This window comes from Cognatiyoonia sp. IB215446 (assembly GCF_033963825.1).
GTDB lineage: Bacteria > Pseudomonadota > Alphaproteobacteria > Rhodobacterales > Rhodobacteraceae > Yoonia.
In genome coordinates, this window is the sequence record NZ_JAXBMD010000002.1 from 112,928 (window position 1) to 139,618 (window position 26,691).

At 58.5% G+C, this 26,691-nt stretch carries 26 protein-coding genes and 1 tRNA gene; 15 read left to right on the forward strand and 12 right to left on the reverse strand.

What is annotated here, in order from left to right; all coding sequences use genetic code 11:
* Window position 1: 1 nt before the first annotated feature.
* From SLH49_RS07940 to SLH49_RS07955, 4 genes are all read right to left on the reverse strand, one after another.
* On the reverse strand, window positions 2-430 hold the full coding sequence (locus SLH49_RS07940; protein WP_320268634.1) for an excinuclease ABC subunit B: 429 nt from the start codon (window positions 428-430) through the stop codon (window positions 2-4).
* Window positions 431-853: 423 nt separating this feature from the next.
* A complete protein-coding gene (uvrB, locus tag SLH49_RS07945; protein WP_320268635.1) occupies window positions 854-3,064 on the reverse strand; it encodes an excinuclease ABC subunit UvrB in 2,211 nt (736 codons plus the stop codon).
* 87 nt (window positions 3,065-3,151) lie between these two features.
* Window positions 3,152-4,798 carry a methyl-accepting chemotaxis protein gene (locus tag SLH49_RS07950; protein ID WP_320268636.1) on the reverse strand — a complete coding sequence of 549 codons (1,647 nt, stop codon included), beginning with the start codon at window positions 4,796-4,798 and terminating at the stop codon, window positions 3,152-3,154.
* 104 nt (window positions 4,799-4,902) lie between these two features.
* Window positions 4,903-5,475: a hypothetical protein gene (locus SLH49_RS07955; protein WP_320268637.1), complete on the reverse strand. Its 573-nt coding sequence runs from the start codon at window positions 5,473-5,475 to the stop codon at window positions 4,903-4,905.
* Window positions 5,476-5,682: 207 nt separating this feature from the next.
* Here SLH49_RS07955 and SLH49_RS07960 point away from each other — a divergent pair, with 207 nt between their 5' ends.
* The 6 genes from SLH49_RS07960 (at window position 5,683) to SLH49_RS07985 (ending at window position 10,827) form a co-directional block, all read left to right on the forward strand.
* Window positions 5,683-6,924 (forward strand): aminopeptidase, encoded by a 1,242-nt coding sequence (locus tag SLH49_RS07960; RefSeq protein WP_320268638.1) that lies wholly within the window; start codon window positions 5,683-5,685, stop codon window positions 6,922-6,924.
* Window positions 6,925-7,037: 113 nt separating this feature from the next.
* Complete coding sequence (locus SLH49_RS07965; protein ID WP_320268639.1) at window positions 7,038-7,349, forward strand: ETC complex I subunit; 312 nt, start codon at window positions 7,038-7,040, stop codon at window positions 7,347-7,349.
* Between the two features lie 581 nt (window positions 7,350-7,930).
* Window positions 7,931-8,007, forward strand: a tRNA-Arg gene (locus SLH49_RS07970).
* Between the two features lie 206 nt (window positions 8,008-8,213).
* Window positions 8,214-8,876 carry a sugar transferase gene (locus tag SLH49_RS07975; protein WP_320268640.1) on the forward strand — a complete coding sequence of 221 codons (663 nt, stop codon included), beginning with the start codon at window positions 8,214-8,216 and terminating at the stop codon, window positions 8,874-8,876.
* Window positions 8,877-8,964: 88 nt separating this feature from the next.
* Entirely contained in the window at window positions 8,965-9,222 is a 258-nt protein-coding gene (locus SLH49_RS07980) for a spike base protein, RCAP_Rcc01079 family (RefSeq protein ID WP_320237399.1), read from the forward strand.
* Between the two features lie 3 nt (window positions 9,223-9,225).
* Window positions 9,226-10,827: a hypothetical protein gene (locus tag SLH49_RS07985; RefSeq protein ID WP_320268641.1), complete on the forward strand. Its 1,602-nt coding sequence runs from the start codon at window positions 9,226-9,228 to the stop codon at window positions 10,825-10,827.
* A 13-nt stretch (window positions 10,828-10,840) separates the two neighbouring features.
* Here the strand turns inward: SLH49_RS07985 and SLH49_RS07990 are convergent, their stop codons facing one another.
* Window positions 10,841-12,796, reverse strand: coding sequence for a polysaccharide biosynthesis tyrosine autokinase (locus tag SLH49_RS07990; RefSeq protein WP_320268642.1), 1,956 nt, complete (start codon window positions 12,794-12,796; stop codon window positions 10,841-10,843).
* Between the two features lie 137 nt (window positions 12,797-12,933).
* On the opposite strand from SLH49_RS07990, the gene SLH49_RS07995 reads away from it, so the two are divergent.
* From SLH49_RS07995 to SLH49_RS08025, 7 genes are read left to right on the forward strand one after another with little or no spacing between them, the layout of a single operon-like run.
* Window positions 12,934-14,199, forward strand: a complete 1,266-nt coding sequence (locus SLH49_RS07995) for a hypothetical protein (RefSeq protein ID WP_320268643.1) — start codon at window positions 12,934-12,936, stop codon at window positions 14,197-14,199.
* Complete coding sequence (locus SLH49_RS08000) at window positions 14,184-15,536, forward strand: oligosaccharide repeat unit polymerase (protein WP_320268644.1); 1,353 nt, start codon at window positions 14,184-14,186, stop codon at window positions 15,534-15,536. Before SLH49_RS07995 ends, SLH49_RS08000 begins: the two co-directional genes overlap by 16 nt.
* The gene (locus SLH49_RS08005) at window positions 15,526-16,113 is read left to right on the forward strand and encodes an acyltransferase (protein WP_320268645.1); all 588 of its coding nucleotides are present in this window, start codon (window positions 15,526-15,528) and stop codon (window positions 16,111-16,113) included. The genes SLH49_RS08000 and SLH49_RS08005 overlap by 11 nt, the downstream gene beginning before the upstream one ends.
* Window positions 16,110-17,240, forward strand: a complete 1,131-nt coding sequence (locus tag SLH49_RS08010) for a glycosyltransferase (RefSeq protein ID WP_320268646.1) — start codon at window positions 16,110-16,112, stop codon at window positions 17,238-17,240. Before SLH49_RS08005 ends, SLH49_RS08010 begins: the two co-directional genes overlap by 4 nt.
* The gene (locus SLH49_RS08015) at window positions 17,237-17,779 is read left to right on the forward strand and encodes an acetyltransferase (RefSeq protein ID WP_320268647.1); all 543 of its coding nucleotides are present in this window, start codon (window positions 17,237-17,239) and stop codon (window positions 17,777-17,779) included. The genes SLH49_RS08010 and SLH49_RS08015 overlap by 4 nt, the downstream gene beginning before the upstream one ends.
* Window positions 17,776-18,690: a glycosyltransferase family 2 protein gene (locus SLH49_RS08020; RefSeq protein ID WP_320268648.1), complete on the forward strand. Its 915-nt coding sequence runs from the start codon at window positions 17,776-17,778 to the stop codon at window positions 18,688-18,690. The genes SLH49_RS08015 and SLH49_RS08020 overlap by 4 nt, the downstream gene beginning before the upstream one ends.
* A complete protein-coding gene (locus SLH49_RS08025; RefSeq protein ID WP_320268649.1) occupies window positions 18,687-19,439 on the forward strand; it encodes a glycosyltransferase family 2 protein in 753 nt (250 codons plus the stop codon). The genes SLH49_RS08020 and SLH49_RS08025 overlap by 4 nt, the downstream gene beginning before the upstream one ends.
* On the opposite strand, the gene SLH49_RS08030 is transcribed toward SLH49_RS08025, so the two are convergent.
* The 5 genes from SLH49_RS08030 to SLH49_RS08050 all read right to left on the reverse strand — a co-directional run bounded on the left by SLH49_RS08030 (window position 19,436) and on the right by SLH49_RS08050 (window position 22,780).
* Entirely contained in the window at window positions 19,436-20,377 is a 942-nt protein-coding gene (locus SLH49_RS08030) for a phosphatidate cytidylyltransferase (protein WP_320268650.1), read from the reverse strand. The two genes, SLH49_RS08025 and SLH49_RS08030, sit on opposite strands and share 4 nt — an antisense overlap.
* Window positions 20,374-21,015, reverse strand: a complete 642-nt coding sequence (locus tag SLH49_RS08035; RefSeq protein WP_320268651.1) for a lysophospholipid acyltransferase family protein — start codon at window positions 21,013-21,015, stop codon at window positions 20,374-20,376. The genes SLH49_RS08030 and SLH49_RS08035 overlap by 4 nt, the downstream gene beginning before the upstream one ends.
* An 81-nt stretch (window positions 21,016-21,096) precedes the next feature.
* On the reverse strand, window positions 21,097-21,372 hold the full coding sequence (locus SLH49_RS08040; protein WP_320268652.1) for a hypothetical protein: 276 nt from the start codon (window positions 21,370-21,372) through the stop codon (window positions 21,097-21,099).
* 29 nt (window positions 21,373-21,401) lie between these two features.
* A complete protein-coding gene (locus SLH49_RS08045) occupies window positions 21,402-22,082 on the reverse strand; it encodes a PspA/IM30 family protein (protein ID WP_320268653.1) in 681 nt (226 codons plus the stop codon).
* Between the two features lie 101 nt (window positions 22,083-22,183).
* Entirely contained in the window at window positions 22,184-22,780 is a 597-nt protein-coding gene (locus tag SLH49_RS08050; protein ID WP_320268654.1) for a TetR/AcrR family transcriptional regulator, read from the reverse strand.
* A gap of 135 nt (window positions 22,781-22,915) precedes the next feature.
* On the opposite strand from SLH49_RS08050, the gene SLH49_RS08055 reads away from it, so the two are divergent.
* On the forward strand, window positions 22,916-23,533 hold the full coding sequence (locus SLH49_RS08055) for a LysE family translocator (protein WP_320268655.1): 618 nt from the start codon (window positions 22,916-22,918) through the stop codon (window positions 23,531-23,533).
* A 212-nt stretch (window positions 23,534-23,745) separates the two neighbouring features.
* Here SLH49_RS08055 and SLH49_RS08060 read toward each other — a convergent pair whose 3' ends face one another.
* Window positions 23,746-24,978: a mandelate racemase/muconate lactonizing enzyme family protein gene (locus SLH49_RS08060; protein ID WP_320268656.1), complete on the reverse strand. Its 1,233-nt coding sequence runs from the start codon at window positions 24,976-24,978 to the stop codon at window positions 23,746-23,748.
* Window positions 24,979-25,007: 29 nt separating this feature from the next.
* On the opposite strand from SLH49_RS08060, the gene SLH49_RS08065 reads away from it, so the two are divergent.
* Window positions 25,008-25,448: a GNAT family N-acetyltransferase gene (locus SLH49_RS08065; protein WP_320268657.1), complete on the forward strand. Its 441-nt coding sequence runs from the start codon at window positions 25,008-25,010 to the stop codon at window positions 25,446-25,448.
* A 2-nt stretch (window positions 25,449-25,450) separates the two neighbouring features.
* On the opposite strand, the gene SLH49_RS08070 is transcribed toward SLH49_RS08065, so the two are convergent.
* Window positions 25,451-26,668: a TCR/Tet family MFS transporter gene (locus tag SLH49_RS08070; protein WP_320268658.1), complete on the reverse strand. Its 1,218-nt coding sequence runs from the start codon at window positions 26,666-26,668 to the stop codon at window positions 25,451-25,453.
* Between the last annotated feature and the right edge of the window lie 23 nt (window positions 26,669-26,691).

Genomic DNA, 26,691 nt, shown 5'->3' on the forward strand with positions numbered 1-26,691 from the left:
ATCATGCAACGTTGGCAGCGGGGCAATTCCGAAAATCGCGGATCGCGGGCCCGATATCTGTGAGCGTGAACCCGACCGTCGTGCCGCCGGAAGTCGCATAGGCACGTAAGTTGAATTCCAATCCATTCAGGACATTTCCAAAACCTGTATCAGTTACAGTGAGGCTGCGACGGTCGTCGCTGAGTTGATGACGTTCTGTCCGAAGCGCGATAGGTTGGTTGCCTGAAAAGGCCATTGCGAATTCTGGCGCTTTCGGCCACCTGGTATCAGGTAGGGTTATTGTGATGACGTATTCGGGTAGGCTAGCGTCATAGGTTATGGTCAGCGTACCGTCGACGGTTGTTTCGGTGAGTGTGCAGATCGGGCTGGGCGAGAATTGCCATGCCGCGGCCGGCCACGCAAACAGAGTGAAAGCAAAAGCGATACGCATAGAGCTGAAGTAGCTGGCGTGGCGTCGCAGGCAAGTTTCGTCAATCAGGCGATTGGTGTGGCCTCTTCTGCTGCGTCGCACGGTTCGGGATCTGGTGACCCTTTTGAAACGCGTGCTAGCTTTCTGCGGCTGTCGGTGTTTGAATTGAGGAGGTTCGATGGTCAAATAAAATATTCGCATTTTGTTGGTCGGATTTCTGGAGGAACGCGAAGTGTTTCACAGTAGGAGGCGAACAAGGATGCGCCTCTAAAGGTGCTTGGTGGCCCAGATAATACCTTAAGACTATATGGTTCGTCATATGGTTCACCAAACTCTTCGACTTAGATCGGCAAAGACGAGACAAGCATCTACTTTAGCACATTTATTGATCAGTTTAGGCTGCATTGTCTGTGATCAAACCATATTGGCACAATCATTCAATACTCACCGCTTTCGGCGTTTCACATTCCCACCTCGCTGACCGGGTCTTCCGGCTGTACTTCTACCGCCGGCCTTATGTGCCTCGCCGACTGCCTTGTCTACGGCCTGTTGCCGTGCGAGGGGGTCATCGCTGACCACGAGATCGACCGTTTCGAGACGCTTGATCTCGTCCCGCAGACGGGCGGCTTCCTCGAATTCGAGGTTCTCGGCGGCTTTGCGCATGTCGTCACGCAACCCGTCCAGCACCGCCTGAAGGTTGCTTCCCGCCATGGGTTTGTCCACCTTGGCGGTCACGCGGTTCATGTCGACATCGCCCTTGTAAAGACCGGCGAGGATATCCTCGACATTCTTTTTGACGGTTTGGGGCGTAATGCCATGCTCTGTATTGTAGTCGATTTGCTTGGCGCGGCGCCGGTTGGTTTCCTTTATCGCGCGGTCCATAGATCCGGTGATGCTGTCAGCGTACATGATGACGCGGCCATCCGCGTTCCGCGCCGCCCGGCCCACGGTTTGGACCAACGATGTCTCTGATCTCAGGAAACCCTCTTTATCCGCGTCAAGGATGGCAACAAGCCCGCATTCTGGGATGTCGAGCCCCTCCCGTAGCAGATTGATACCGATCAAAACGTCGAAAGCGCCAAGCCTCAGGTCACGCAAAATCTCGATCCGTTCAATCGTGTCGATGTCGGAATGCATGTAGCGCACTTTGATGCCCTGCTCATGCATGTATTCCGTCAGGTCCTCCGCCATCCGTTTGGTCAGCGTTGTACAAAGTGTGCGGTAGCCGTTCGCGGCTACCTTTCGCACCTCGTCCAGCAGATCGTCGACCTGCATGTCCACCGGGCGAATTTCGATTTCGGGATCGATCAGGCCTGTTGGGCGGATAATCTGCTCGGTAAACACGCCGCCAGCCTGTTCAAGCTCCCACGACGCTGGGGTTGCGCTGACGAAAATTGATTGGGGCCGCATTGCGTCCCATTCTTCGAACTTCAACGGGCGGTTGTCCATGCACGAAGGCAGCCGGAAACCGTGCTCGGCCAGCGTGAACTTGCGTCGGTAGTCGCCTTTATACATACCACCAATCTGCGGAACGCTGACATGAGACTCATCGGCGAATACGATTGCATGGTCCGGGATAAATTCAAAAAGTGTTGGCGGGGGCTCACCCGGTGCGCGTCCTGTCAAATAGCGTGAGTAATTCTCGATACCGTTGCAGACGCCCGTCGCCTCGAGCATCTCAAGATCGAAATTTGTCCGTTGTTCAAGCCGCTGTGCCTCCAGCAACTTGCCGTCCGCGACAAGTTGGTCCAGCCTGATCCGCAGTTCCTTTTTAATGCCTTGAATGGCCTGCTGCATTGTTGGTCGCGGCGTCACGTAGTGCGAGTTTGCATAGACGCGAATTTTCTCGAAGCTATCTGTCTTTTCGCCTGTAAGTGGGTCGAATTCCGTGATGTTTTCGAGTTCTTCGCCAAAGAACGACAATCTCCAGGCACGGTCGTCCAGGTGGGCGGGCCAGATTTCAAGCGAGTCTCCACGCACACGGAAGCTACCGCGCTGAAATGCCTGGTCGTTGCGTCGATATTGTTGTGCGATCAAATCGGCCATGATCTTGCGTTGGTCGTAGTCGCGGCCTGCATGCAAATCCTGAGTCATCGCACCGTAGGTCTCGACCGAGCCGATGCCGTAGATACACGAGACCGAGGCAACGATGATAACGTCGTCGCGTTCAAGAAGCGCGCGCGTCGCCGAGTGACGCATCCGGTCGATCTGTTCGTTAATCTGGCTTTCTTTCTCGATATATGTGTCAGATCGCGCGACATAGGCTTCGGGCTGGTAGTAATCGTAGTAAGACACAAAATATTCGACGGCGTTGTCCGGGAAGAAGCCCTTAAACTCACCGTAAAGCTGCGCGGCCAATGTTTTGTTTGGTGCGAGAATGATGGCTGGGCGCTGCGTTTGTTCAATGACCTTGGCCATTGTAAAGGTTTTGCCTGTCCCAGTCGCACCCAGCAAAACCTGTGATTGTTCGCCGTCTTGGACGCCTTCAGAGAGTTCGCGAATTGCAGTTGGTTGGTCACCTGCAGGGTCGAAATCCGTTTTCAGAACAAAACGACGCCCACCCTCCAGCTTCTCACGCGTCTTCACGTCGGGGGCGGGGTTTGACAGGTAGTAATGCGGGTCCGCTGTGACGTGTTGTGTTGCAGGATCTGCCACGAGAATGCCCTCCAGTGTTGCCGTAGGAAATCATGTTTCGCGGCCGATTTTCAACCCCTGCAATGTGCGAATGTTTCCGTTTTGTCCCTATGCGGCGCGATGGGTTTGCACAACAGCTCCCGGTTCGTCGATTTCAAACGCTGTGACGATTTCATTGAGTGCCGCGGCCTGTTGCCGAAGTGTTTGGCTGGCCACGTCCGCACTTTCGACCATGCTGGCATTTTGCTGTGTGACTTTGTCGAGTTGTCCGACCCCTAGGTTGATCTCGGCCAGACCGCGTGACTGTTCCGTCGCACCTGACGCCATATTGGACATGAGTGTCGAGATGTTCGCGACGCGCTCCGTGATGGCCATGAGTGCGGAACCAGTTTCATCGACAAGCTTCACACCACGAGCGACTTGTTCCGAACTTCCGCTGATCAGGTCCTTGATTTGTTGTGCTGCCTCAGAAGACCGTTGCGCAAGTTCACGGACTTCAGATGCAACAACTGCGAAGCCGCGACCGGCCTCGCCTGCACGGGCCGCCTCGACGCCAGCGTTCAACGCCAGCAGGTTGGTCTGAAATGCAATGTCATCAATGACAGAGATGATCGTAGAAATCTGCCGTGAGGAATCCTCGATTTCAGACATGGCCGTCACTGTTTGCTTGACGATTTCACCGCTCGCGTCGGCTTCTGTGCGAGTGGTGTTAACAATGTTTTCCACCTCTTTCGCCCCATCAGCAGCAGTTTTGACGTTTCCTGTAAGCTCATCAAGGGCTGCCGCGGTTTCCTCCAGCGTCGCCGCTTGTGTCTCAGTGCGTTGCGATAACTCTCCCGACTGGCGGCCGATATCCTCTGCCTCGTCCTGGATCAGGCGCGCATTGCTCACCACCGCCTGCAAGGTATCATGCAGCGTTGACGCGGTGTTGTTGAAGTCGCTTCTGAGTTGCTCATACTTGGCTGAGAAGTCGTGATCGATGCGTACCTTCATGTCGCCCGCAGCTAGACTTCTCAGACCTTGGGTGAGCGTTGCAATGACCTCTTCCTGTTCGCGTTGGTCCAAGCTGACTGCTTCTGCGGCGTGAGCCGCCCCTTCCAGCCCCTGGCGCATTTGGTCCAGATTCTTCGCGAGCCGCCCGATTTCATCCTGGCGCGCGGTGTCGCTAATAGCCTCCGTGTAGTTGCCGGAGGCCACGGCTTGCATCGAGCATTCCAATCGACGCAAAGGTTGTCCCAAAATGCGGCGTAGGAGAAACGTGGAACCTGTCAGCAAGACCGCGAGTAGTGTGAGTGCAACTGCCAGTTTTTGTTGGGTCTGCGCGCGCAACCTTGCCATGATCGGTTCTGCAGTCCAGCTGACCGCAAGGATACCAACTGTGCTGTTTTCCTGTCCAAATCCAACGCGATACGCAAAATCGAGGTCGTCACTATTCTGGGCATCCACATTATCTCGGAGAGCGGATTGTGCGAGTGTTCGTAGCGCTGCCACGTCAGGGCTGCCGGCCTCAGCGAGTATTTGGCCATCCTCTGAAAGAATGATAGCGCCGTCTGCGCGCCCATTTGATGCAGAAATCAGATCGCCAATCTGTGCATTCAACTCGTCAACGTTTCCAAAGCGAATAGACGCGCCAAGTCGCCCGGCAGTATTGTTTGTGGCTGTCACAGCTAAGTCTTTGACACCCTCATGCGCCACAATTGCCGTTGATCGCGCATTCTGGAAACTCAATCCGGCGACAATGATCAATGTGATCATTGCCGTAATCCAAAGACACTTTGCATATATCGACTTGGTCGAGGCACCGATTGCCCCAGTCAGATCACTAAACGCCATGGGATGATCAGCCTGATATTATCGTATTAAAAGAGTTGTTCGGCATTGACGCCGACGGTCACGGCACCTAGCAGTTCGCCGGTAGCTGGATCACTGATGGCCATTGATACCTGGCCGAGATATGTCTGCGCGGATTCATCGAACTCGACCTCGCCGATATGGGTCGCGCCCGGACCAGCACTGTAAGTCTGGGTGAACTTTGCTTCGTCACCCTGCCACATGTCGGAGGTGACTGCCGATGTGGCGACGTTTAGGCCGACGGAATCCATGATGAAGATTTCGGAAATTGCCCCACCTGACGCATCCACCTGACCTCGTAGAAAATCAGCGGCTGCATTGTTCAGGATTGGCTCGATCGTTGGCGTGTTGCTTTGTCCCACCTCAGCACGCCATGCTTGGTCAAGCGCGAGGATCTGATCAGAATCGAAGTCCCCGGTGCGCGAATTCGCGCTGCGTAATGCGTCGAGAATCACAGGGTCCGTGGCCCATGCGGTGACGTTGCTATGCAGATAGGCCTCAAGCGCCGGGGCAAATTCGTCTGCCGTTGCGGCCTGTGCGGCGACCAAGAAGGCCAGTGTCGTTACGTTTCGTTTCAGCATCAAACAACTCCAAATCAACTGTCAGCCACCCGAAGAAGCTCTCGAGCGCTTCAGCACTCTAGAGCCGTGCTCTTGCTTTTTGATTAATGTCTAAAATTGCTTGTAATTTTAACGCTGTGCGGTGTGCTGCCATCAAATGTACAAGACATCGTGCATCTGCCGCGGACTGGTCGTATCCTCGATAAGACTGCAGAAGGAGACGCGTCGATGTCCGCCCATATTGATCCCGAAAAACTTGATCGTCTTGCAGATGTTGCAGTGCGTATCGGTGTGAACCTGCAACCCGGTCAGGATTTACTGATTACCGCGCCAATTGCGGCCCTGGAGCTTGTGCGGCGTATCACCGTGCACGCTTACAAGGCTGGTGCTGGGTTGGTAACGCCTTTCTTTAGTGACGATGAAATCACGCTCGCACGCTATGAAAATGCCAGTGATGAGAGCTTTGATCGTGCGCCTAAATGGCTATTCGAGGGGATGGCGGCCGCTTTCAAAGGCGGTGCGGCTCGGATGGCGATCACGGGTGACGATCCGATGCTGCTAGCAGAGCAAGACCCGGCAAAGGTTGCGCGGGTGAGCAAGGCGCATGCCATCGCCTCCAAACCTGCGATGGAGCCTATCGTTGGATTTGAAGTGAACTGGAATATTGTCGCCTATCCAAGTGCGGCATGGGCGGCGCGTGTCTATCCTAATGTGCCTGTTGAGGAAGCGCAGGGCAAACTGATGGACGCGATCTATGCGGCCTCACGGCTGGATGGGGAGGACCCCTTGGTCAATTGGAACGCACATAGCGCGCGGTTGCAGGAACAGGTGGATTGGTTGAATGCGCAGAACTTCAGCGCATTGCATTATACCGGTCCGGGTACGGATCTGCATTTGGGGCTGGCGGATGGTAACATCTGGAAGGGTGGGGCGTCGCCCGCGTTGAACGGTGTCGTGTGTCAGCCGAATATTCCGACGGAAGAGGTGTTTACCTGTCCGCATGCCTACAAGGTTGAGGGTGTCGTTGCTGCGACCAAGCCGTTGGCACATCAGGGCAATGTGATCGAAGACATTGCTGTGAGGTTCGAAGCGGGGCGGATTGTTGAGGCGACGGCGAGCAAGGGGGAGGATGTGCTGCAGGCCCTGCTCAAGACCGATGATGGGGCTAGCCGGATTGGCGAGGTGGCGCTTGTGCCGCATTCGAGCCCGATCAGCCAATCCGGACTGCTCTTCTACAACACGCTTTTTGATGAGAACGCGTCTTGCCATATCGCGCTTGGTCAGTGCTATGCTGACACAATCGAAGGCGGGTCAACGTTGACGCCCGATGAACTCAAACAAAAGGGCGGGAACCAAAGCATCATTCATGTGGACTGGATGATGGGGTCTGACGCGGTTGATATTGACGGGATCACCAAAACCGGCGAGCGCGTGCCTGTCATGCGCGGTGGGGAGTGGGCGCGGCGATGAATGCTGGTCAGAACCATGCGGGCAAGCATGGTGAATTTGACGCGCCGGATGCAGCGACGCTTGCGTGCCATCGCCTGTTGGCACATATAACCTGCATCTAACGGAGCTTTGCGATGCGTGCACGAATCTTTAGACCCGCAAAAACGGCGATGTCGTCGGGGACGGCAAAGACCAAGCATTGGGTTTTGGAATATGTGTCGGCCAGCGCGAGAGAGGTCGACCCGCTGATGGGATGGACATCATCGTCGGACACGCAATCACAGGTGCGGTTGGAATTCGATAGCAAAGAGGCGGCGCTCGACTATGCCAAAGAGCATGGGATCGAGGCGAGTGTGCAGCAGCCCAAGCCGCGCAAACCGAATATACGCCCTGGCGGCTACGGCGAGAACTTTGCAACGAACCGTCGTGGTGCCTGGACGCACTAGGTAGTCTCAGCGTTTGGAACGCTCCATCGACTTACGTTAGATCGTGATTTAGATCAAATCCGCCATCGCGCGTTCTGTTGTATTGCATTTGAGTTCCGGTCCTATCGCGATTGCCGATTTGGAAAGTCTCTGGCTTGTTTAATCGGAGCGACGCGTACTCCGCCCCACCCATGCGCGAGGCTGGACCGGATATACTGGGTGACGTGCTTACGGAACGCGCTTTCGAAAGCGGCGGTGACAGAGGCGTTGCCTACTACACGCCGACACAGCGACTGTTGATGTATGCGTCCTCAAACACGCTGGTCAGGATGATTCCATGTAGTCGAAGGGTAATGAGGAGATGGTTGCGCGCATTTGCAAAATTGCGTCCCAAGACCAACGCAAAGTGGTAGACCGACCTTAAGCTGTCGCCAACCAGCCAAAGAAAGCGGCCTTTATCAATCAACCTCCGACCACAACGATGAGGGCGTCAAACACTTGCCGTCACAGCTGCAATGAATGCTGGAGTGGATTTTCTCTCTTCCCAACAAGTATGTTCGGCCTTGCCAAAGGCGTCAAACCCAAGTCATACGTGCCACAGCGGTCCGGTAGCTCAACTGGATAGAGCAGCTGACTTCTAATCAGCAGGCTGAGGGTTCGAGTCCTTCCCGGATCGCCACTTATCTCTAGATTGCCGCCCGGAGCGACACGCACCTATTGGTTGCGAATCCTAATACGTGTTAAGCATTTTCATTTTGAATCAATGATTTTCGCGACGAATCTCAGGTCCGGATTCACCTCTCTTTAATCCCACTGTTTCACATTTGTTAACCATGCGGCGGTGCTGGCGCCGAGAATTTTCCTTGCTGGGATGTGGTATTCGCGATGTTTGATTTTCGAAGTGACGGATGGGATGACGTGCTGGCAGGCGATGCCAGCCCAAATACACCAGCGGCAGATGTTGCGCCGCGGCGGCTGCAAAAGCGCGTCTTCGATTGGGTGATTGCGATGGTATTGACGGTCCCCCTTGCGTTTTGCGCCATTGGTTTGTTGCTGCTCAATCCTTTCTTGAACAGGGGGCCATTGATCTTTCGTCAGGAACGGATGGGTTTGGGCTGCCGCCCCTTTACGGCCTACAAGTTTCGGTCCATGTCGCCAAAAGCGGCCAAATCGCGCGGCGCTTTTGACGCACTTGAGAGGGATCGCATCACCAAACTGGGCCGATGGTTGCGGCGCTTTCGCATTGATGAGTTGCCACAGATCATCAATGTCTTGCGTGGCGAGATGAGCATGATCGGACCGCGCCCCGACAGCTATGCCCATGCCTGTGTCTATGTGCGCGAAATTCCGGGATATCGCGACCGACATCAGGTTTTACCGGGTATCACGGGCCTGGCGCAGACGCAGATCGGCTATGTTGACGGGCTCGAAGGTATTCAGCGCAAAGTGGCGGCCGATGCGCATTACATTCGGCATGCCAGTCTGGCCTTTGATTTTTGGATCACATGGCGCACGCTTGGTGTGATCCTCGCGCGCCAAGGAAGCTGACATGTTGCGCGGGCGAACGCGCGCCCGACCAACCCGGTAGAAAGGCTGCAACCTTAGGGCTGGTGTCTCAACCAATGTGGAGAGACCGATGTCCGATCCTTTTGAGACCGATTACGTCAATTTGACCGCGCCCGCCGTGGCGCATTACGCCGTGGTGCCATCCGATACGGCCGATTTGCCGGTGCGCCCGCGCGCATTCTATGTAAACGTGGCCGGCAGCGTGGCCATTCAGGACGCTGCCGGCGAAGCTGTCACCTATGAGGTTGGTGCGGGCGCCGTCCTTAGCATCCGTGCTGAACGGGTTTTGGCCACGGGAACCACGGCACAGCTGATCGCGTGGTACTAAGCCATGATCGGTTTGGCGCTTTCCCCCGGATCAGGGCAGCGGGGCGTTCCTGATCCGCAGCCTTTGGCTGCCTTCTTTCAGCAGGGAACCGGTCAGCACGTGGCCGTAGCACCCGGTGCCAATGGCGGCTTGTCGATCTGGACAGAATTGTCCGAGACCCATGCCGCCTGGATGCAGCTTGACAACAACGATCCAACAACGCGCCTGTCCTGGCGCGAAACGCTCTTGATGGAGCTGCGCAATATCTATCCCGTCGGGGATTTCACGCTCAGCAGTGGCTGGTCGCAATTGCAATCTTCGGGTTCAGGGTTGTCGGGGAGCTACACTGGCAACCGCGCGGTCAGCACATCGTCGCTGACGGCCACAGCAAATGTGAGCGTTGATCGCGCTGCCCCTTACGATGTCTGGGTACATTACACGGCGCGGACAAGCGGCGGCTATGTGCGTGTTGATATCGATGGTGATCAGGCATTGGTCAATGAGATCGGTGATCCCGACGCGCTGGGGTTCAAGGCGTTCCCAACTTATGCTGAGCCTGATCTGCAGAGGCGTCAGTCGATCAAGGTGGCCAGCGGCCTGACCGGCCAGCATGACATCACGCTCAGCAATGGCGGTGCGGCGAGCCCCGGTGGAAACGCGATCATGATTGAGGCCGTGGCCATCACCGGTACTTTGGCTGACCCGCGCATTCTGCCCCCGCTTTGGCAACCCGGCATCACTTACGCGATGGGTGACGAGGTGCAGTTTGGCGGTCTTTACTATTCGGCGCGCGCCAATGGCGTTAGCGGCACGAATGGGCCGACGCATACGGGCGGCATCGCCTCTGATGGGGCTCTCGACTGGCGTGTGGATGATCGGCCCACTTACCCGAAATTCGTGGCCATCGACTATGCGTCAGAGCGCGAATATGCCATGCGCTTTACCTCTGGCGGTTCTGCAACCGAGCTTGGCGGGCAAACGCATGGCAACGAAGTGCTGCAGACGCGGCAGATCCGGCTTGATGGCGCCTCTTGGCTGCCGGCGGTCACTGGCAACGGGCTGTCTGTGGGCGGTGAGATCAGCATTGTCGAGGATCTCAACTGGCGTTTGCAGGCGGGTACCGGGATCGGCACCTGTCAGTTCTCCAGAACGATCACGCCGGGCGCGATCTCCCACGCGGTCGAGGCCATTGGGAACGGTCCGGAAGTCACGTTCGAATGGTTCTATGCTGGCATGTTGCCAATGGTTCGCTGGGATGGGGAAAGCCGCAGCGAGGTATTCGACGCTGTTTCGGTGGCCGGTGCGGCGCCTGTTCTTTTGTCGGATTATGCGGGGACCAATCCGCCGAATATCGACTTTGAAGATGCGCAGCGCATTGGTCTGACGGCGGCACTGGAGCAGGGTCAATTGACCTATGGCCATGAGGCCGGGGCTGTCGCGGGGGCCGGCAATGTCGTCTCTGAGTTTGATGCGTTCCTGCGACCGAACCTCAATGCCTCAACGACAGGCGGCGGGCTTGATTGGCAGGCCAAAGCCTACATCGTCGGCGATGCGCCCGGCGGTCTGCGGTTTGGCAATGGCGATGCTTTGCGCTTTTTCAGCCGCCACGTAATGCGCGTGGACTAGGTGCCCTGCCAGCTTAGCTTTGGGCAAAGCGTTTTGAAGACGGTGACCAGTGGCGCGATGCGCGCCGCTGGTTTTTCATATCCGCGAGCGTCATCACGAGGCCGGTGATGGGGGCCTGCACATCATAGAGTACCTGTTGGCCCGCGCGGATCAGATCAAGCGGCGTTTGGCTCCATCGTACGGCATATACGACCTGATCGGCATGTTGCGCCAGGATCCTGGCATCGACGCTGCTCAGCACAGCCGGGGCGTTGATGATGATATGATCGTAGCGTTCGCCGAGCCTGTGCAGAAAGCGGCTAAAGTCAGCGGTGCAGAAGATATCCGGGTTTTCAGCATGCGCGGTTAGCGTCTCAACATGCCACCTGGGGTCGCGCTGAACGGCGTGCGCGAGCGGGATTTGATCGTTGAGCACCGTTTGCAGCGGGTGACTTTGGCTCTGGGTCAGATAGCGCGCTACCCCTCCATTTTCGGCATCCGCGTCGATCAGCAAGACCGCTTTACCCAAACCGCCGAAGGAATGCGCAAGTGCCAGTGAAAGCTGGGTCTTCCCTTCGCCCGTTGTGCTGGATGTGCAAAGAATCGTCTTTGAACCCTCCGCAGTGCCGGATGCCAGAATGGCCGTCCGCAAAGCCGCCGCCGCATCCTGACTGCCGCGTCCGGCACTGGCCGCGAGGTGGTCGAGCAATTGCGCAGTATTGCGCAACCGTAGGCGCGGCATCTGTCCTATGACTGGCAAGCCACTGGCATTGCGCAGCGCCACAGGCTCACGAAAACCCGTTGAGAGCACATCGCGCAGAAAGACCCAGGTGATGCCCAGAACGGCCCCCAGCAAAGCAGCCAGACCAACGAGGAGCGTCTTGCGCGTTGCCACATAATCTGCTGTGCCCGCGGCGCGCAGGATACGGCTTTGTGGCGGCTGAAGACCGGTTTGCAGGCTGGCATCCTGCAGCCGCGCAAGGAAGGTTTCGTAAAGCACACGCGCCGCATCAGCCTCGCGGCGAAGTTGCTGGAGTTGTGCCAGACCTTCGGATTGCGTCGTCAACTGGGTGGAAAGGGTCTGACGCATGGCCTCAAGTGCTGCGATCTGCCCTTCGACCCTGCTCGCATTCGCCAATGCGGGCGCCGATGAATCGGCTGCGCTGCGTAAGGTGGCGAGGGTCGCGCGGGCCTCTCGGAGGCGTGTATCGGTGTCGAGCGCCTCACGTTTCAAGGCGTCGAACGCCAATTGATCAGTGACCTGCGCGCGGCTGATCAGGTCGGTGATTTCAGCCTCTTTGCGTGCCAGATCAATCTGTTGCGCGTAGACGCGGTCGGTCAGCCATGTGATCGTGTTTTGGGTTTGGGCCCGTGTCGTTTCCACCTGATCGAGGATATACATCTCTGCGACCGTATTGGCGACGATGATCGCGCCTTGCTCGCTTCCGGCTATGGCTGTGATTGAAAGAACGCGGCTTTCTTCATCGGCGCGGGCGCTGACAATGCTTTGCAGATTGTCGCGTGTCTTGGCCTGGATTGTGCCCGCATTTGGGATCGCTTGGGCCTGGCCGGACAGTGTTTCGCGGAGCGTGGCGCGTATGCCCGACACCGACCAGGCTGAGATAGGCGTTAAGTGACGGTTGAAGGACGGATTATCGAGCAAGTCCAGCTCTTCGATGACACGGTCGAGCAATGATTGCGACCGCAGTTGCGCAATCTCGGCACTGAGCGGTCGATCAAATGAGGTGCTGCCGGTTTCGACCGGTTTCGCGACCTGCAGCGTGACCGTGGCCGCATAGCGCGGCGTGCTGATTGCGAAGGCGTAGTAGCCCGCCAGCACCACTGCTATGGTTACGCTGAGAACCACGATCCATTTGCCCCGCCACAGGCAGGCCAGCAGACCCAACACATCTAGCGGCGCGATCCGCGCGGTTTCCATCACTGCCGATTGCGTCACCGCAAAGGGCTCTGGTGGCGTGTGATAGGACATGAAGATGTCTGATCCGTCGTACTGATAACCTGCGATTTACCAAAGCACGAAGGAGTTAACCTTAAATTAATCACAATAACTGACGACTGAATGGTGCGGGCGCTTGGTTAATGGCCTGCTCACTCAGAATAGGTCGCATGGTCGTCAAAACCCTTTCCAGAATTGCTGCGGCAAGCGCGTGGCGCACCTTGACGTTGCGAGGCGGTATCGTCGCGATGAACTTCGGCGTGATGATCGGGCTCGCCGCACTGATGGGTTTGGCCGCGTTCGGGGAACTCGCGGTGATCTGGGGGCTTGCAATGATCGCGAGTACCGCCCTGTCATGTGGTGCGCCACTCGTCCTGCTTCGCTATCTGAACGACGGCCACGGCATGAGCAAGAGGAGCATGCTGCGCCATGTGATCCTGCGGCCTGCGGCACTTGCGATTGTCGGGTTTGGCCTTCTGCATCTCACACTCCCCACGGTCAATTGGGCGGCGGTCCTGCTGGGCGGCCTTGCCGTCCATCTGGCCACATGTCTTGCCAGCATCATGCGCGCATTGGGCAGCGTGCAGGCCTCCATGGCATTGCGCGATGCCGCACCACCTGTGGGGCTGGGTCTGGCGGGGCTCTCTGCCTTGGGCGCACCAGCAGAAAACATCCTGCTTTTGGCTGCTGTTATTGTGCTGCTCTTTTGTGGCGGAGCGTTCATCTGGTGTTTGCGCCAAAGCGCTTGGCGCTCGCTTCTAGGCGACAGCGGCGGGCCGGACCGGATCGCATGGTCGCTGTGGGGGACAGCTCTGTTGGGCATGGGGCTGGCGCAGGTCGATATCGTGCTCGTGGGTGCGATGCTGCCAGCAGAGCAGGTGGGGCTTTATGCCGTACTCCGGCGCTTGGCCAATCTTGTGGCGCTGCCCGTCTCGGTGGCGACTTGGGTCAGCGCGAAACCGATCTCTGCCGCGTTTGGAACCGCCGACCGAGAAGCGCTGAGCCGTGCCAGCGCGAAGGGCAGCCAGATCGCGTTCCTTCCGGGGCTACTCTTGTTTGGCGCCTTGCTGGCAGCTTTGCCGGTGTTCGACCTGCTCATCGGCCAATCGCTGGATGGGTTGGCTCGTTGGACGCTTGTCTTCCTGGCGATCGGTGCCCTGATCCAGGTCGCTTTTGCCTCTGGCATGACGGTCGCAACTTTATGTGGAGGGGCCAATCAGGCGGCGATTTCGCGCGGGATCAGCATTTTTACCTATCTCACCGTCATCGGCATTTGGGGCGCGGGGCAAGGGATTGCCTTTCATGCGCTGGCCTATGCGGCGGCGATGACCGGAGGCACGCTCTTTCTCTGGGCCCGCTTGCGGCGCAGCTTGGGGATCGACACATCAGCGGCCATTCTCTGGCCACGTTTGGGGGGATCATGGCGCATGTCCTGATGATCCTTCTGGCGGCAACGGCCACGCTGATCCCGCTTTGGATTGGCGGGCGGCATGGGCTCGTGCGCCTTGTCTCGCCCATGTATCTTCTGGCCTATTTCTGCTTTTTCGGGTTCTTTGCAAAAGTCTTGGCATATGCCTTTCAGCCCGAATTGGCCTTTTACCGACGCTTCATCGACACACCGGATGCCGCACTTTTCGGAACGCTCTATCTGGCGCTCTTCATCTATTTGATTTGTGTCGGCTATCGGCTGGCCTGCGCGCCGTCGGACCGCGCAGCAAACCTGCATGCCGCGCGATTGATCTCGGCGGGGTTAGCCCGGCGCGGTGCGCTGAGCCTCTGTGCTTTTGCTGTGACTACCGCCACAATCATGCTGATCTTGCGGGCGCGCGGTCTGGATGGGTTGAGTCTTTCCGCTTTGGCCGGGCTCAACAGTACCAAACAGATTAACGTGAATGCCGATGGGGTCGGGGCCACGCTGGCCGGTCTCAAATCATTCTTCATCATTCCTAAATTTGCGTTTGTATTGCTCTTGGCGCATGGCTTGGTCACTGGCGCGCGGTCCAGTCAGTTGCAGGCTGTTGTCCTGGGGCTGTTGCTGGTGCTGATCGCGCTTGTTTCGGGCGACCGGTTCGAGCTGGCCGAGTTGTCGGTCTTTGCCATCGCGACCTTCATGATCGTCGGTGGGCGCCTGCGCGGGCACAGTGTTTTGATTGGCGTGGCCGGCCTGATTATCCTTGGCTGGCTCTCGGCTTACATGACGTCTTTGCGCCACGGTGGCGACGGCAGCCACCTGATCGAGCAGATCGTGGGATCCACCTATTTTCTCGATATCAATGCGGCAATCATGGTCACGGATCACGTCGAACCCGGCACCTACCTGATGGGCGAAAGCTATACCTGGTGGAGCTTCGGCTGGATCCCCCGCGCCATCTGGGTCGACAAGCCTGCGATTGATCTGGGCGTTTTCTTCAAGCGTGATGTCATGGGGGTTGAGACTGGCGGTGCCTTTAACGTCACGGGGCCGGGTGAGGCTTTTATCAATTTTGGCTGGGCCGGGCTGGCCGTCGCCTTTGTGATGGGCTGGGTCTTTCGCAAGGGCGAAGCACTTTTGCTGTCCTCCGGTGCCACATTGCGCTTTGGCACCGCCTTTCTTTACCCGATGCTCTTCTACCCGTTCATCCAGGCCAATCTGCAATCCTCGTTCAGCGCCTTCATCGTCGGTGCCGTGGCGCAATTCATCCTGATCGCCGCGATGATCGCGGTCTTCCTGCCACGCTACCGTCTGCACCGCGTTCCCGCCGTTCCGCAAAGGAGTGCCGCCTATGCCGCTTAAGCTCATCCTGTCGCCGCTTTACTGGGCGGGGCGTCTTGTTGGCGCGGTTTGGCGCCGCCTTGGCGCACATGTGGCAACCACGCTCCACCGTGCGGTTCTGGCGGAATTGGGGCGTGGCAGTGTCGTGCAGGCGGGGGTGCGCTTTTCCAATCCGGGCATTGTGCGGATCGGGGCGGAGTGTCTTTTGTGGCGTGGAGTCGATGCCTCCGCTGAACTGGGGGAGGCGCCGCTGATCATCGCTGATGCCGTGCAGATCAATCAAGACGTGCATCTTGATACGACGGGCGGTCTGTCCATCGGGGCCCGCACCCTGATCTCGGAAGATGTGGTGATTTACACCCATGATCATGGTCTCGATCCGCGATCTGCGCCGCAACAGATGCCAAAAACCATCGCAAACGATGTCTGGATCGGCATGCGTGCCACCATTCTGCCGGGATGTCAGCAGATCGGCGCGGGTGCGGTCATCGGGGCAGGGGCGATTGTCACGCGGGACGTCCCCGAAGGGGTGGTCGTTGCGGGCAATCCGGCCCGGATCGTCGCGCATCGCCCCTCCATCGCGAAGGTGGCGGCATGAAGATCCTGCATGTGACCCCGTCCTATTACCCGGCAACCTATTGGGGTGGGCCGATCTGGTCGACAAAGGCGATTTGTGATGGAATCGCCGCGCGGGCTGGTTTTGATCTGCGGGTTTTGACAACGGATGCTGCTGCCCCTTCGGTCGCATCACGTGTTGAACCAGCGAGTCTGCCCTATCCCACCATCTATGCGCGCCGGATCGCCGGTCATAGCGTGGCACCGGGCCTCTTGTCCCAATTGCCGCGGGCGATTGCCTGGGCGGATATCGTCCATCTGACGGCGGTCTACAGCTTTCCAACGCTGCCCACCCTGTTGCTCGCCGCAATGATGGGCCGCCCGGTCGTCTGGTCGCCGCGCGGCGCATTGCAGGCGACGGCGGAATGGGAGGCCGCGCCAAACCGCAAGGCCAAGCATCTGTTTGAACGGGCCGTGCATCTCTTGCGTCCTGTGGGGACCATCCTGCATGTCACATCGGACACGGAAGCCACTCAGAGCCGATCGCGTTTGGGCGATATCCAAACCGCCCTGATCCCAAATTGTGTAGATATACCGCGCAGTGTTCACCGGCGCAGCCCAGACGGACAGCTGCGCCTGATCTGTCTGGGCCGCCTGCATCGAAAGAAGGGGATTGATCACCTGATCGCGGCAATGGAGAAACTGCCCGCGAACGTGCATTTGGATATCTACGGCACCGGCGATGAGGCTTATGAACGGGCGCTCATCCGCAAGACAATTGCGATGCCGCACGTGCAATTGCATGGCCACGTGGATGGCGCTCGCAAGGCGCAAGCCTTTGCCAACGCTGACCTTTTTGTGCTGCCCAGCCATTCTGAGAACTTCGGCATCGCCGTGGCCGAGGCTTTGGCGCATGGGGTCCCGGCCATCACCACCACGGACACGCCTTGGACCGGGCTTGATCAGCAGGGCTGCGGGCGCTGCATCACGCTCAGTCAACATGACCTGGCCGATGTCATCATGGATGTGGCTGAGGGCGACCTGCACGCGATGGGCATGCGTGGGCGCGCTTGGATGCAGCGGGCTTATTCGCCCGCGGCCATGGTCGACCAATTCGCGGCACTTTATCGCAGCCTTGCCAGGGGCCACGCGGCAGAGGTTCTTGCATGAGCCTGCAGATCGACATCCCCGCCAATCGCCGCGTGCGGAAATGGAGCGGTCAGGTACAGGTCGCCCGTATCCTCTGGGCGCTGTGTCTGCCGCTTTTCCGGTTCAGCCCGCGCCCGCTATGGCGTTGGCGTGCCTGGCTCTTGCGGCGTTTTGGGGCGGATATCGGGAAGAACGTGCATGTCTATCCCAGCGTCAGGATCACAATGCCCTGGCAATTGCGCATCGATGACTATGCCGCCGTGGGTGATCACGCGATCCTCTATGCGCTGGGTCCGATCCATATCGGCGCGCGCGCCACTGTTTCGCAATACGCGCATCTTTGCGCCGGTACTCACGATTGGCGAGACCCCGCGCGCCCGCTTTTGCGGCCACCCATCCATATCGGCGCTGATGCTTGGATATGTGCGGATGCGTTCGTAGGCCCCGGCGTTGTGATTGGTGAGCGAGCGATCCTCGGCGCACGCGCGGTGGCGATGAAAAACCTTGCCCCCGGCCTGATCGGCACCGGTAACCCGATGCAGGCGAGGCTGGCGCAATGAATGATATCACCGTCATCATCCTCACCCGGAACGAAGCGCTACATATCGAGCGCGCCATCGCCTCTGTCGCGGCATTTGCCACCCGTGTTCTGGTGATCGATAGCGGAGCGACTGACAATACGGTGGCATTGGCCAAGGCGGCAGGGGCCGAAGTGCGGCACAACCCATGGACCAACTACGCCACGCAATTCAACTGGGCGCTCGACCAGATTGCTGGCCAGGACACATGGGTGTTTCGGCTGGATGCTGACGAGGTCGTGACGCCGGAACTTGCGGCGCAAATCAAAGCCGGTTTGCCAGACGTCGCCGGTATCTCAATCGGGCGACAGATGTGTTTCATGGGCCAGCCAATCCGGCATGGTGGCTTGTTCCCGATCCGCGTTTTGCGTCTTTTCCGGAATGGTAGAGGTCGGGTGGAAGATCGGTGGATGGACGAGCACACGATTGTCGATGGGCCTGTCGCCGGGTTTTCCGGCTGCATCATTGATGACAACCGCAACAACCTTGATTGGTGGATCGCCAAGCATAATAGCTATGCTAGTCGCGAGGTGATTGATGTGCTGAACCAGGAATACGGGTTTCTGCCGCAAGAAAGCATTGGTGGCCTGCGCCCTCGCGATCAGGCGGCGGTCAAGCGCTGGATCAAGGAACATGCTTATGCACGCCTGCCAGGCGGTCTGCGGGCAGGGCTTTATTTTATTTATCGTTATGTCTTTCAGCTGGGGTTTCTCGACGGCCGTAAGGCGCGTGCTTTCCACGTGCTGCAAGGGTTCTGGTACCGCTATCTGGTCGATACGAAGCTGATGGAAGTGCGGGATTACATCACGCAGCACGATGCGACCCCGGTTGCGGCGATTGAGGCCGTGCTGGGCGTGACGCTGACACCTCTTCCCGAGCGGGTGGCAGCATGAAGATTTCGATTGTCACCGCGGTTATGAACGGGCGGGCGACTTTGCCGCGGATGCTGGACAGTCTGCTGGGTCAAAGCCAACCGGACGTGGAACATGTGGTGCAGGATGGCGGGTCGACGGATGGCACGCTCGCCTATCTTCAGGAGGCGGGGCACCCGAACATGGCGCTTGTGTCAGAGCCAGACGGCGGCATCTATGAAGCGATCAATGCAGGAATTAGGCGCGCAACGGGTGATGTAATCGGACTGTTGCATGCGGACGATCATCTCGCCAGTCCAGATATCCTAGCGAAGGTGGCTGAGACTTTGCAAGACCCGGCCATCGACGGCGTCTACGGAGACTTGCAATATGTGGCGCGCGATGACGAAACGCGGGTGATCCGCCATTGGCGCGCGGGGCCTTACGCGCGCGCGAAACTGAAAGCTGGATGGATGCCGCCGCACCCGACGCTTTACCTCCGGCGCGAGGTCTTTGACCGTGCGGGGCTTTACGACACCAGCTATCGGATCTCGGGTGATTATGACGCTATGTTACGGATTTTGACGACAGGCGGCGTGCGGCTGGCCTACATTCCGCGCGTCATAGTGCGGATGAAGATCGGCGGGGTCAGCAATCGCTCATTTGCGCATATGATCCGCAAAAGCCGCGAGGATTATCGCGCGATCCGGCGGCACAACGTGGGCGGGATCGGCACGTTGGTGGCCAAGAACCTGTCCAAGCTCCCTCAATTCGGGATGCGACCGCGCTAAGTATAGAAGAACTTTGTCAGGTGATAGAAGATCGGCGCGGCAAAGATCACGCTATCAAGCTGATCGACAAAGCCGCCCTGTCCGGGGATCAGATGTGACCAATCCTTCACCCCCCGGTCGCGCTTGATGGCTGCGACGACCAGACTACCGAACATGCCCACCAGCGAGGCGACACCCGCCATCGCCATCGCGCCAAAGACGCCAAAGGGTGTGATCCAGTTGAGGAGCGCCCCGATCAGCATCGCCGAGACAACGCCGCAGAGCACCCCTTCCCACGTCTTGGGTGAGAGGCCATGTGCGATCCGCGTTTTCCCGATTTTCCGGCCAAAGAAGTATTCGAGCAGGTCGCCAAGCTGCACGACCATCACCAGAAAGGCCACCAAAAGGAGAGCACGGTCACCGTATCCGGCGATCTCCAGGTTCATGAGCGCTGGCACGTGGCTGACGCAGAAGACCGCGATCATCAGCGCCCATTGCGTCTCCGCCACGCGCATCAAGAACCGATCAGGATTGCCGCGCAGTGCCGAGACGATGGGGAGCAAAAGGAACGCGTAGACCGGGATGAAGATCGCATAAAGTCCGTCCCAACCCAGCCCCACAAAAACGTACTGCAGTGGCAGGACGACAAAGAACCCCAGTGCCAGCGACAAATGATCTGCCTGCGCCTTCGCAGTGAGCGTCAGGAACTCGCGCAAGGCGGCAAAGGATGCGAAGGCAAACAGGGTCATGATTCCCGGTCGCCCCAACAGAAGGGCTGCACCGACAAAGGCGACCATGCCCCACCAGCTTTGGACGCGCGTCATGTAGGTATCAAGGACCGGGTTGTTGAAACCCGGTTCCTCACGGGCGCGCAGCACTTCGCCCACAAAGGTCATCGCGATCAGAATGCCGAAACTGGCAAAGGCGAGCAGCAGGATATCTTCGGTTGTGCTGCTCATGTTCGGTCCTCCGGCGCAAGTGCCACCAGCGCGTCAGAGGCGCGTTTGAGGAAGTCGTCCTTGCTCTCACCCTCTTGCACATGGATTGGTTCGCCAAATGTGACCGTGCAGATCAGGGGCAGGGGAATCACTTCGCCCTTTGGCATGATCGCTGTCAGGTTGGCGACCCAGGTGGGCACCAGATCGACGTCTGGGCGAGCAAGACCCATGTTATAGAGCCCCGCTTTGAACGGCAGCAGAGGATCATCGGTCATGTTCCGGTTGCCTTCGGGGAAAATGATCAGCGACGCTCCTTCGTCGAGGGCTTCGATGATCTTGTCCATCGGCTTGTCATCCACCTCTGGCCGACGGTCGATCAGCACGCAGTTGAAAACCTCGGGGCCCACAAAAGCGCGCAGCTTGTTTTTCAGCCAGTAATCGGCGGCGGCGACGGGGCGGACGGTGCGACGCAAAGCAGGGGGGAGCACCGACCAGATCATCGGCATATCGGCATTGCTGGTGTGATTGGCGAAATAGACGCGCTGTTTCGGGACCGGTTCGATCCCCTGCCAGTCGGCGCGCACGGCGGTGATCGCGCGAGCAAAGATGCGGATGGATTGGCCGACGATACGGGCCGCAAACTGGCGCAGAAACTTCATAAGGGTCACATTGGCGAAGGGCAGGGCGTTTGGGAAGGGGCAAGCCCCGCCCATCTTGCGACAGGCGGGGCGCGGTTGGGCTTAAAGAGGTTCGCCCACGTAATCCTCAAGCAGCTTCTCGTTCTTGGCGTCCTCGATCCGCTTGATGCGGTCTTCGGACATCTTTTCATCAAAGCGATATTTGACGAAGTTTACGAGTGCCAGCGTCAGCATCATGACCGACATGGCCCAGAACCCTTTGGTGGCAAGCGGCACATCGGTAGAGAGCCACAGCGACACCCCCAGCATCCCGTAGGCGACGGCCACACCAAGGCCATTGACGAACATAATCAGTGAGTTGTCGTTCTTGCTAAACATGTGTCTTTCCTTTGATTTTGGGTCAGTATTTACTTTTTGCTGGCCTTCAGCCGAGCCAGAACGTCATCGGCAGTCGAACGTGTGGCGCTGCCAAAGCCGGCATCGGCCATGCGGTCGGCGATGTTGTCTCCGTTCAGGTCACGGTTGATATCGGCCAGGATTTCGGACCGTTCAAACGGGTCATCCTTGCCTAGCACGCGGTTGATCAGTTCTTCGGCCTCTTCCACGGCACCCTCCTGCAGACCGTTGGCGACCATATGCACCTGCATGTTCTGTTCGCGGCGGACGGCGCGGGCCTGGATCGCACCCTGTTTGAGGTCGATGATCCGGCGATGGCCGCTTTCGATAGAGGACCGCAGGCGCATGACCTTCTGTTCCAGCCGGTCGAGCGTCTCTTCGCGCAAGGTCAGCTCATTCTCCATGGTCGCAATCGCGCGGGCGGCCTCTTCGGCCATATCCTCACGATCACTCTCAAGCGCCTCTTTCGCGCGTTTGGTGAGGTCAGTGATGCGGTTTTTCAGGGCCGCGCGTTGCTTTTCTTCGGACCGCTGGCGCTGGATCAGGCTGGCGAGCGTTGCTTTGGCGGCCCGCAGGCTGCCCTCGCTTTCGCGGATTTTCTGGTCGATCAGTTCAATTGCAAAGGCGTCACGCACGCGGTCTTCGGCCCGTGCATTTTGCCCAACAATCAATGTGGCAAGTGTCTTGAACATCGTTTTCTCCGTTTCATTTCAGCGTATGAACGCTGTTCATGAATTAGAGATAGCGATTGTCATTCCTAAGCGCAAGAAAAAAGTGAACAATGTTCATATAGTTACACTTTACCCGTCATCTGCCTTAAAACAAGGGCGATCATGCGGTCGATATCTTCGGGCGGCACGCCGGCACTGGCCTCATCAAGCCCCAAAAGCACGATCCCATGGACCGATGAAAAGAGCGCACGGGTCAAAAGGGCCAGATCCTGCGGCGCGTAATCGGGAAAGATCACGGCCAAAGGGTCCGAGATATAGGTGAAAAGCTGGCCCATCTCTTGCAGATACCAATCGGGCGCGGCTTCACCCGGCGCGCGCTCCACATCAAAAAGCGCCCGCCAGCTGAGGTGGTTTTCCGCCGCAAAACGGTGATAGGCCTGCGCCATGATCACCAATTGCTCCACCGGCTCTTGCGGTGCGTCGGCCAAGGCCTCGGCCACATCGGCCCCCAGGCGGTGGAAGGTGCGGGCATTCACAGCGAGGACCAGATCGGTCAGATCGCCAAAGACGTTGTAAATCGCCCCCACGGCGCAGCCGGCCTCCGACGCCAGATCGCGCGCGCGCAGAGCGGTGAGGCCTTTCTGCGCAATCGTGCGTTCGGCGATGGCGATCAGGTTTTCACGCAATTCCTGACGGCGGAGTTCGGTTTTGGTGGCCATGTGCTGCTCTCAAATTGGTGAACGCAGTTCAGCTATAGGTTAAGCGGTCCTCTATGAAAAGAGGGTGCTGAATTCGATCTGTTCTGCCGTTCTCTCTCTGCTAGTCTGCTCATAAGAGGAAAGCGACGGCATCACATGGACATCACCCTACTCATCGCCTTTATCACGACGACATTGTTTTTCGTCGCAACGCCGGGCCCGTCGGTCGCCTTTGCAACAGCACAAGCCTTACGGCACGGTACGCGGGGCGCTTGCGTGACTGTGGCGGGGGATGCGCTGGGCACAATTGTGCATATCACCATCGCCGCGAGCAGTCTGACGGTGCTCATCGCGCTCTCGGACCTGATCCTGCCGCCATTGCAGATCATGGGCGGGATCTTCATCCTCTATATGGCGTATCAATCGTTCAAGGCGGCGGGACAGGGTGCCAGTGTTGCGGCCTCTGACAAGGCAACATTCTGGGCCGGATTCTTTGCCTGCGTGTCGAACCCGAAGGCCATTGTGTTTTTCGTCGCGCTCTTTCCCGCTTTCATTTCGACAGACCACAGCATCTTGCTGCAAAGCATCATCTATGGCGCGATCTTCCTCGTACTCGATGCAGTTTCTATTCTCGCCTATGCCTTGGTGACGATGCATACCGTCAGACGGACATCGTCACGCTGGCTGAGACCCGAAATGCTCAGCGGTTTGGGTCTGTCTGGCGTGGGTATGGCTATGATCGTGAAAGGTTACCGCGCGCTGCCGCAGAACTGAGTAGGGATCGGGACAAGCGCAAAGCGCGCCGATCCATCGATCGGGAATTGTCTCGCCATTGGTCCGAGAGACAATGGACGATGCCGGGCTGTCGATCTGGCTGGTCTTGGTGGCACAGTCCTACCTCACAAAATCATTGCACCATCAAACTGCCAGGAAACAAGCGTCGGATCGACATCCCGCGGACTGTCGAAGGATCAGCGCGGCAAATCTTACTCTTGCTTCACCGGTGCACCGCCTGCGAAGTTGTTCACTTCGCTGTAGCTGATCGGGTCGTCTTGCATCTGCAGATGCAGCCCGTCGCCTTCATGAGGATGTGCGCGGGCGAGGTTTTCGTCAAAGTCGATCCCTAAACCCGGTGCGGTTGGCACAGGGATATACCCGTTCTCAACCGTGATCGTGCCTTTGATCAGGTCATTGTGGAAAGGGGTCTCAATCGTTTCGGCCATCAGGATATTCGGGATCGCGGCGGCCAGTTGCACATTCGCGGCCCATTCCACGGGCCCCGCATAAAGATGCGGGGCCATCTGCGCGTTATAGACCTCTGCCATCGCGGCGATCTTCTTCGTCTCCCAGATGCCTCCCGCGCGCCCTAATGCTGGCTGCAGGATCGTCGCCGCACCGGCACGCAGCACTGGCGCGAATTCGGCCTTTGTCGTCAGCCGCTCGCCCGTCGCGACAGGAATGCCGACGGCCCCGGCAACCTTGGCCATCTCGGCCACATTGTCGGGAGGGATCGGCTCTTCATACCAAAGCGGTGAATAGTCTTCCAAAGCCTTGCCCAAACGGATCGCCCCGCCGGTGCTGAATTGACCATGGGTGCCAAAAAGCAGGTCCGCGCGGTCCCCCACCGCCTCTCGGATCGCCTTGCAGAACGCGACCGACAGCGAGATGTCATACATTGATGGCATATGCCCGCCACGGATCGTGTAGGGGCCTGCCGGGTCGAATTTCACTGCTGTGTAACCCTTTTCAACCATGCCTAAGGCAACCTCCGCCGCCATCTCAGGGCTGGCCCAAAAGTCCGGCAACGGATGCGTGGGACGCGGATAAAGATAGGTATAGGCGCGGATGCGGTCATTCATGCGCCCGCCGATCAGGGCATGCACGGGCCGGTCGCGGTCCTTGCCGAGGATGTCCCAACAGGCGATCTCCAATCCCGACCATGCGCCGATCACCGTAAGGTCCGGGCGCTGCGTGAAGCCCGCCGAATAGACCCGGCGGAACATCAATTCGATATTCTCCGGGTTCTCGCCCGCCATGTGGCGCGCGAACACGTCCTTGATCACGGCCGTCATCGCTTCTGGCCCGATTGAGGACGCATAGCATTCACCGTAGCCCACGATGCCGGTGTCCGTTGTCACTTTCGGAATGATCCAGTACCCACCGCCCCAGCCGGGTGCTGGCGGGGCCGTGACAATGACCTCAAGATCGGCAAGTTTCATGTTGGGGAGACTTTCGAAAGGGCGCGCTTATGACCGACACAATCACGCTTCGCCAGTTAGGTCCAGATGATGTGGACCTGTTGATGGCCGTTGAGCCCGGCCTTTTTGATTATGCTGTGCGGCCCGACCAGGCGCGCGCATTCGTGGACGACCCACTGCATGAGATCATCCTTGCATTTGACGGTGCTCACGCGGTCGGCATGGCAAGCGGTCAGGTCCTTTTGCACCCCGACAAGGCGCCGGCCTTCTTTGTCAACGAGGTTGGCGTGCGCGACGCCTATCAGCGGCGCGGTATCGCGAAACGCCTTTGCGCGGCCCTGATGCAGGTCGCCCGCGCGCGTGGTTGCGAAGGCATCTGGCTCGCTACCGAAGGCGACAATGCGGCGGCGCGGGCGCTCTATCGCTCGCTTGATGCGCGTGAGACGAGCGATATCGTGGTCTATGATTGGGACGGGGCGATGGACGTCTAGCGCTAGACGACGCGGGCGCGCGCTGGTCTGGGCGTCTGCATAAAGACAAAGATACAGCCGATGGTCAGCACCGCTGACAAGAGAAACGGCGCGCCCGGCAGGTAGAATGGGGCGTTTTGCGAGGTGAAGTACCAGAAGGTCTGCGTAACGGTGAGGGGTGCGACAATCGTCGCGACCGCGTTGATCGAGGTGACGGTGCCTTGCAACTCACCCTGCTGATCATCAGGTGCCGTGCGCGACATGATCCCCTGTAAGGCAGGTCCGGCGATGGACCCGAGCGCCGTTAGCGGTGTGAAGGCCAAAGCAACCCAGCCATTGGTGATGAAACCCAATGCCACAAATGCCAGCACATCAATCGAGAGGCCCAGGATCACGGCCTTGCGCTCTCCGATCCGATTGATGATCGGCTTGATCAAAAGCCCCTGTACCAACGCGATGCCCACTCCGAACACACCCAGCGACAGGCCGATCATGCCTGGGCCCCAGCCAAACTGCTCGGCGCCGAAATAGGCCCAGACGCCGGGATAGACGAAAAAGGCAATCGTATAAACGAAAGTGATCAGAAGCAGCCGCTTCAGGCCGGGCAGGGCCCCGATATTCCTGAACGCCCCCAGCGGGTTCGCCCGTCGCCAGGCAAAGGGCCGGCGGATCTTATCAGTCACGGTTTCGGGCAGGATAAAATAGCCGAAAATCGCGTTAGCGGCAGCAAGGAAAGCCGCGGCCCAGAACGGTGCGCGCGTGCCGAACTCGGCCAAAAGCCCGCCGAGCAAAGGCCCCAGCACAAAGCCCATACCGAAAGCCGCCCCGATCAACCCAAAGTTCGCAGCTTTTTCATGAGGCTCCGAGATGTCAGCCATGTAGGCGGCAGAGGTGGATTGCGTTGCCGCCGTGATCCCGCCAATCAGCCGGGCGATGATCAGAAACCAGATCGTATGCGCCAGCGCCATCAGCACGTAGTCAAAGGCCATGATGACTAGCGAGATGATCAGGACAGGCCGCCGCCCGTAGCGGTCAGACAGACTGCCTAGCGTGGGGCCAAACAGAAACTGCATTGCGGCAAAGATCGTGGCCAGAATACCGCCCCAGACAGCCGCCTGCCCGATCCCTTGCCCTTCGACCTCCTGAATGAGGTCGGGCATCACCGGGAGGATCAGCCCGATCCCCATACTGTCGAGCATGACCGAGATCAGGATAAAGGTGGTGGCAAGGCGCTTGTTCATCGGCGCAGAGTTAAACTGCGCAG

Excerpts from the sequence above, each read along its gene's own strand:
- SLH49_RS07940 (WP_320268634.1), bottom strand. The coding sequence starts at position 430 with ATGCGTATCGCTTTTGCTTTCACTCTGTTTGCGTGGCCGGCCGCGGCA.
- SLH49_RS07950 (WP_320268636.1), bottom strand. The coding sequence starts at position 4,798 with ATGATCACATTGATCATTGTCGCCGGATTGAGTTTCCAGAATGCGCGA.
- SLH49_RS07955 (WP_320268637.1), bottom strand. The coding sequence starts at position 5,475 with ATGCTGAAACGAAACGTAACGACACTGGCCTTCTTGGTCGCCGCACAG.
- SLH49_RS07960 (WP_320268638.1), top strand. The coding sequence starts at position 5,683 with ATGTCCGCCCATATTGATCCCGAAAAACTTGATCGTCTTGCAGATGTT.
- SLH49_RS07965 (WP_320268639.1), top strand. The coding sequence starts at position 7,038 with ATGCGTGCACGAATCTTTAGACCCGCAAAAACGGCGATGTCGTCGGGG.
- SLH49_RS07975 (WP_320268640.1), top strand. The coding sequence starts at position 8,214 with ATGTTTGATTTTCGAAGTGACGGATGGGATGACGTGCTGGCAGGCGAT.
- SLH49_RS07980 (WP_320237399.1), top strand. The coding sequence starts at position 8,965 with ATGTCCGATCCTTTTGAGACCGATTACGTCAATTTGACCGCGCCCGCC.
- SLH49_RS07985 (WP_320268641.1), top strand. The coding sequence starts at position 9,226 with ATGATCGGTTTGGCGCTTTCCCCCGGATCAGGGCAGCGGGGCGTTCCT.
- SLH49_RS07990 (WP_320268642.1), bottom strand. The coding sequence starts at position 12,796 with ATGTCCTATCACACGCCACCAGAGCCCTTTGCGGTGACGCAATCGGCA.
- SLH49_RS07995 (WP_320268643.1), top strand. The coding sequence starts at position 12,934 with ATGGTCGTCAAAACCCTTTCCAGAATTGCTGCGGCAAGCGCGTGGCGC.
- SLH49_RS08000 (WP_320268644.1), top strand. The coding sequence starts at position 14,184 with ATGGCGCATGTCCTGATGATCCTTCTGGCGGCAACGGCCACGCTGATC.
- SLH49_RS08005 (WP_320268645.1), top strand. The coding sequence starts at position 15,526 with ATGCCGCTTAAGCTCATCCTGTCGCCGCTTTACTGGGCGGGGCGTCTT.
- SLH49_RS08010 (WP_320268646.1), top strand. The coding sequence starts at position 16,110 with ATGAAGATCCTGCATGTGACCCCGTCCTATTACCCGGCAACCTATTGG.
- SLH49_RS08015 (WP_320268647.1), top strand. The coding sequence starts at position 17,237 with ATGAGCCTGCAGATCGACATCCCCGCCAATCGCCGCGTGCGGAAATGG.
- SLH49_RS08020 (WP_320268648.1), top strand. The coding sequence starts at position 17,776 with ATGAATGATATCACCGTCATCATCCTCACCCGGAACGAAGCGCTACAT.
- SLH49_RS08025 (WP_320268649.1), top strand. The coding sequence starts at position 18,687 with ATGAAGATTTCGATTGTCACCGCGGTTATGAACGGGCGGGCGACTTTG.
- SLH49_RS08030 (WP_320268650.1), bottom strand. The coding sequence starts at position 20,377 with ATGAGCAGCACAACCGAAGATATCCTGCTGCTCGCCTTTGCCAGTTTC.
- SLH49_RS08035 (WP_320268651.1), bottom strand. The coding sequence starts at position 21,015 with ATGAAGTTTCTGCGCCAGTTTGCGGCCCGTATCGTCGGCCAATCCATC.
- SLH49_RS08040 (WP_320268652.1), bottom strand. The coding sequence starts at position 21,372 with ATGTTTAGCAAGAACGACAACTCACTGATTATGTTCGTCAATGGCCTT.
- SLH49_RS08045 (WP_320268653.1), bottom strand. The coding sequence starts at position 22,082 with ATGTTCAAGACACTTGCCACATTGATTGTTGGGCAAAATGCACGGGCC.
- SLH49_RS08050 (WP_320268654.1), bottom strand. The coding sequence starts at position 22,780 with ATGGCCACCAAAACCGAACTCCGCCGTCAGGAATTGCGTGAAAACCTG.
- SLH49_RS08055 (WP_320268655.1), top strand. The coding sequence starts at position 22,916 with ATGGACATCACCCTACTCATCGCCTTTATCACGACGACATTGTTTTTC.
- SLH49_RS08060 (WP_320268656.1), bottom strand. The coding sequence starts at position 24,978 with ATGAAACTTGCCGATCTTGAGGTCATTGTCACGGCCCCGCCAGCACCC.
- SLH49_RS08065 (WP_320268657.1), top strand. The coding sequence starts at position 25,008 with ATGACCGACACAATCACGCTTCGCCAGTTAGGTCCAGATGATGTGGAC.
- SLH49_RS08070 (WP_320268658.1), bottom strand. The coding sequence starts at position 26,668 with ATGAACAAGCGCCTTGCCACCACCTTTATCCTGATCTCGGTCATGCTC.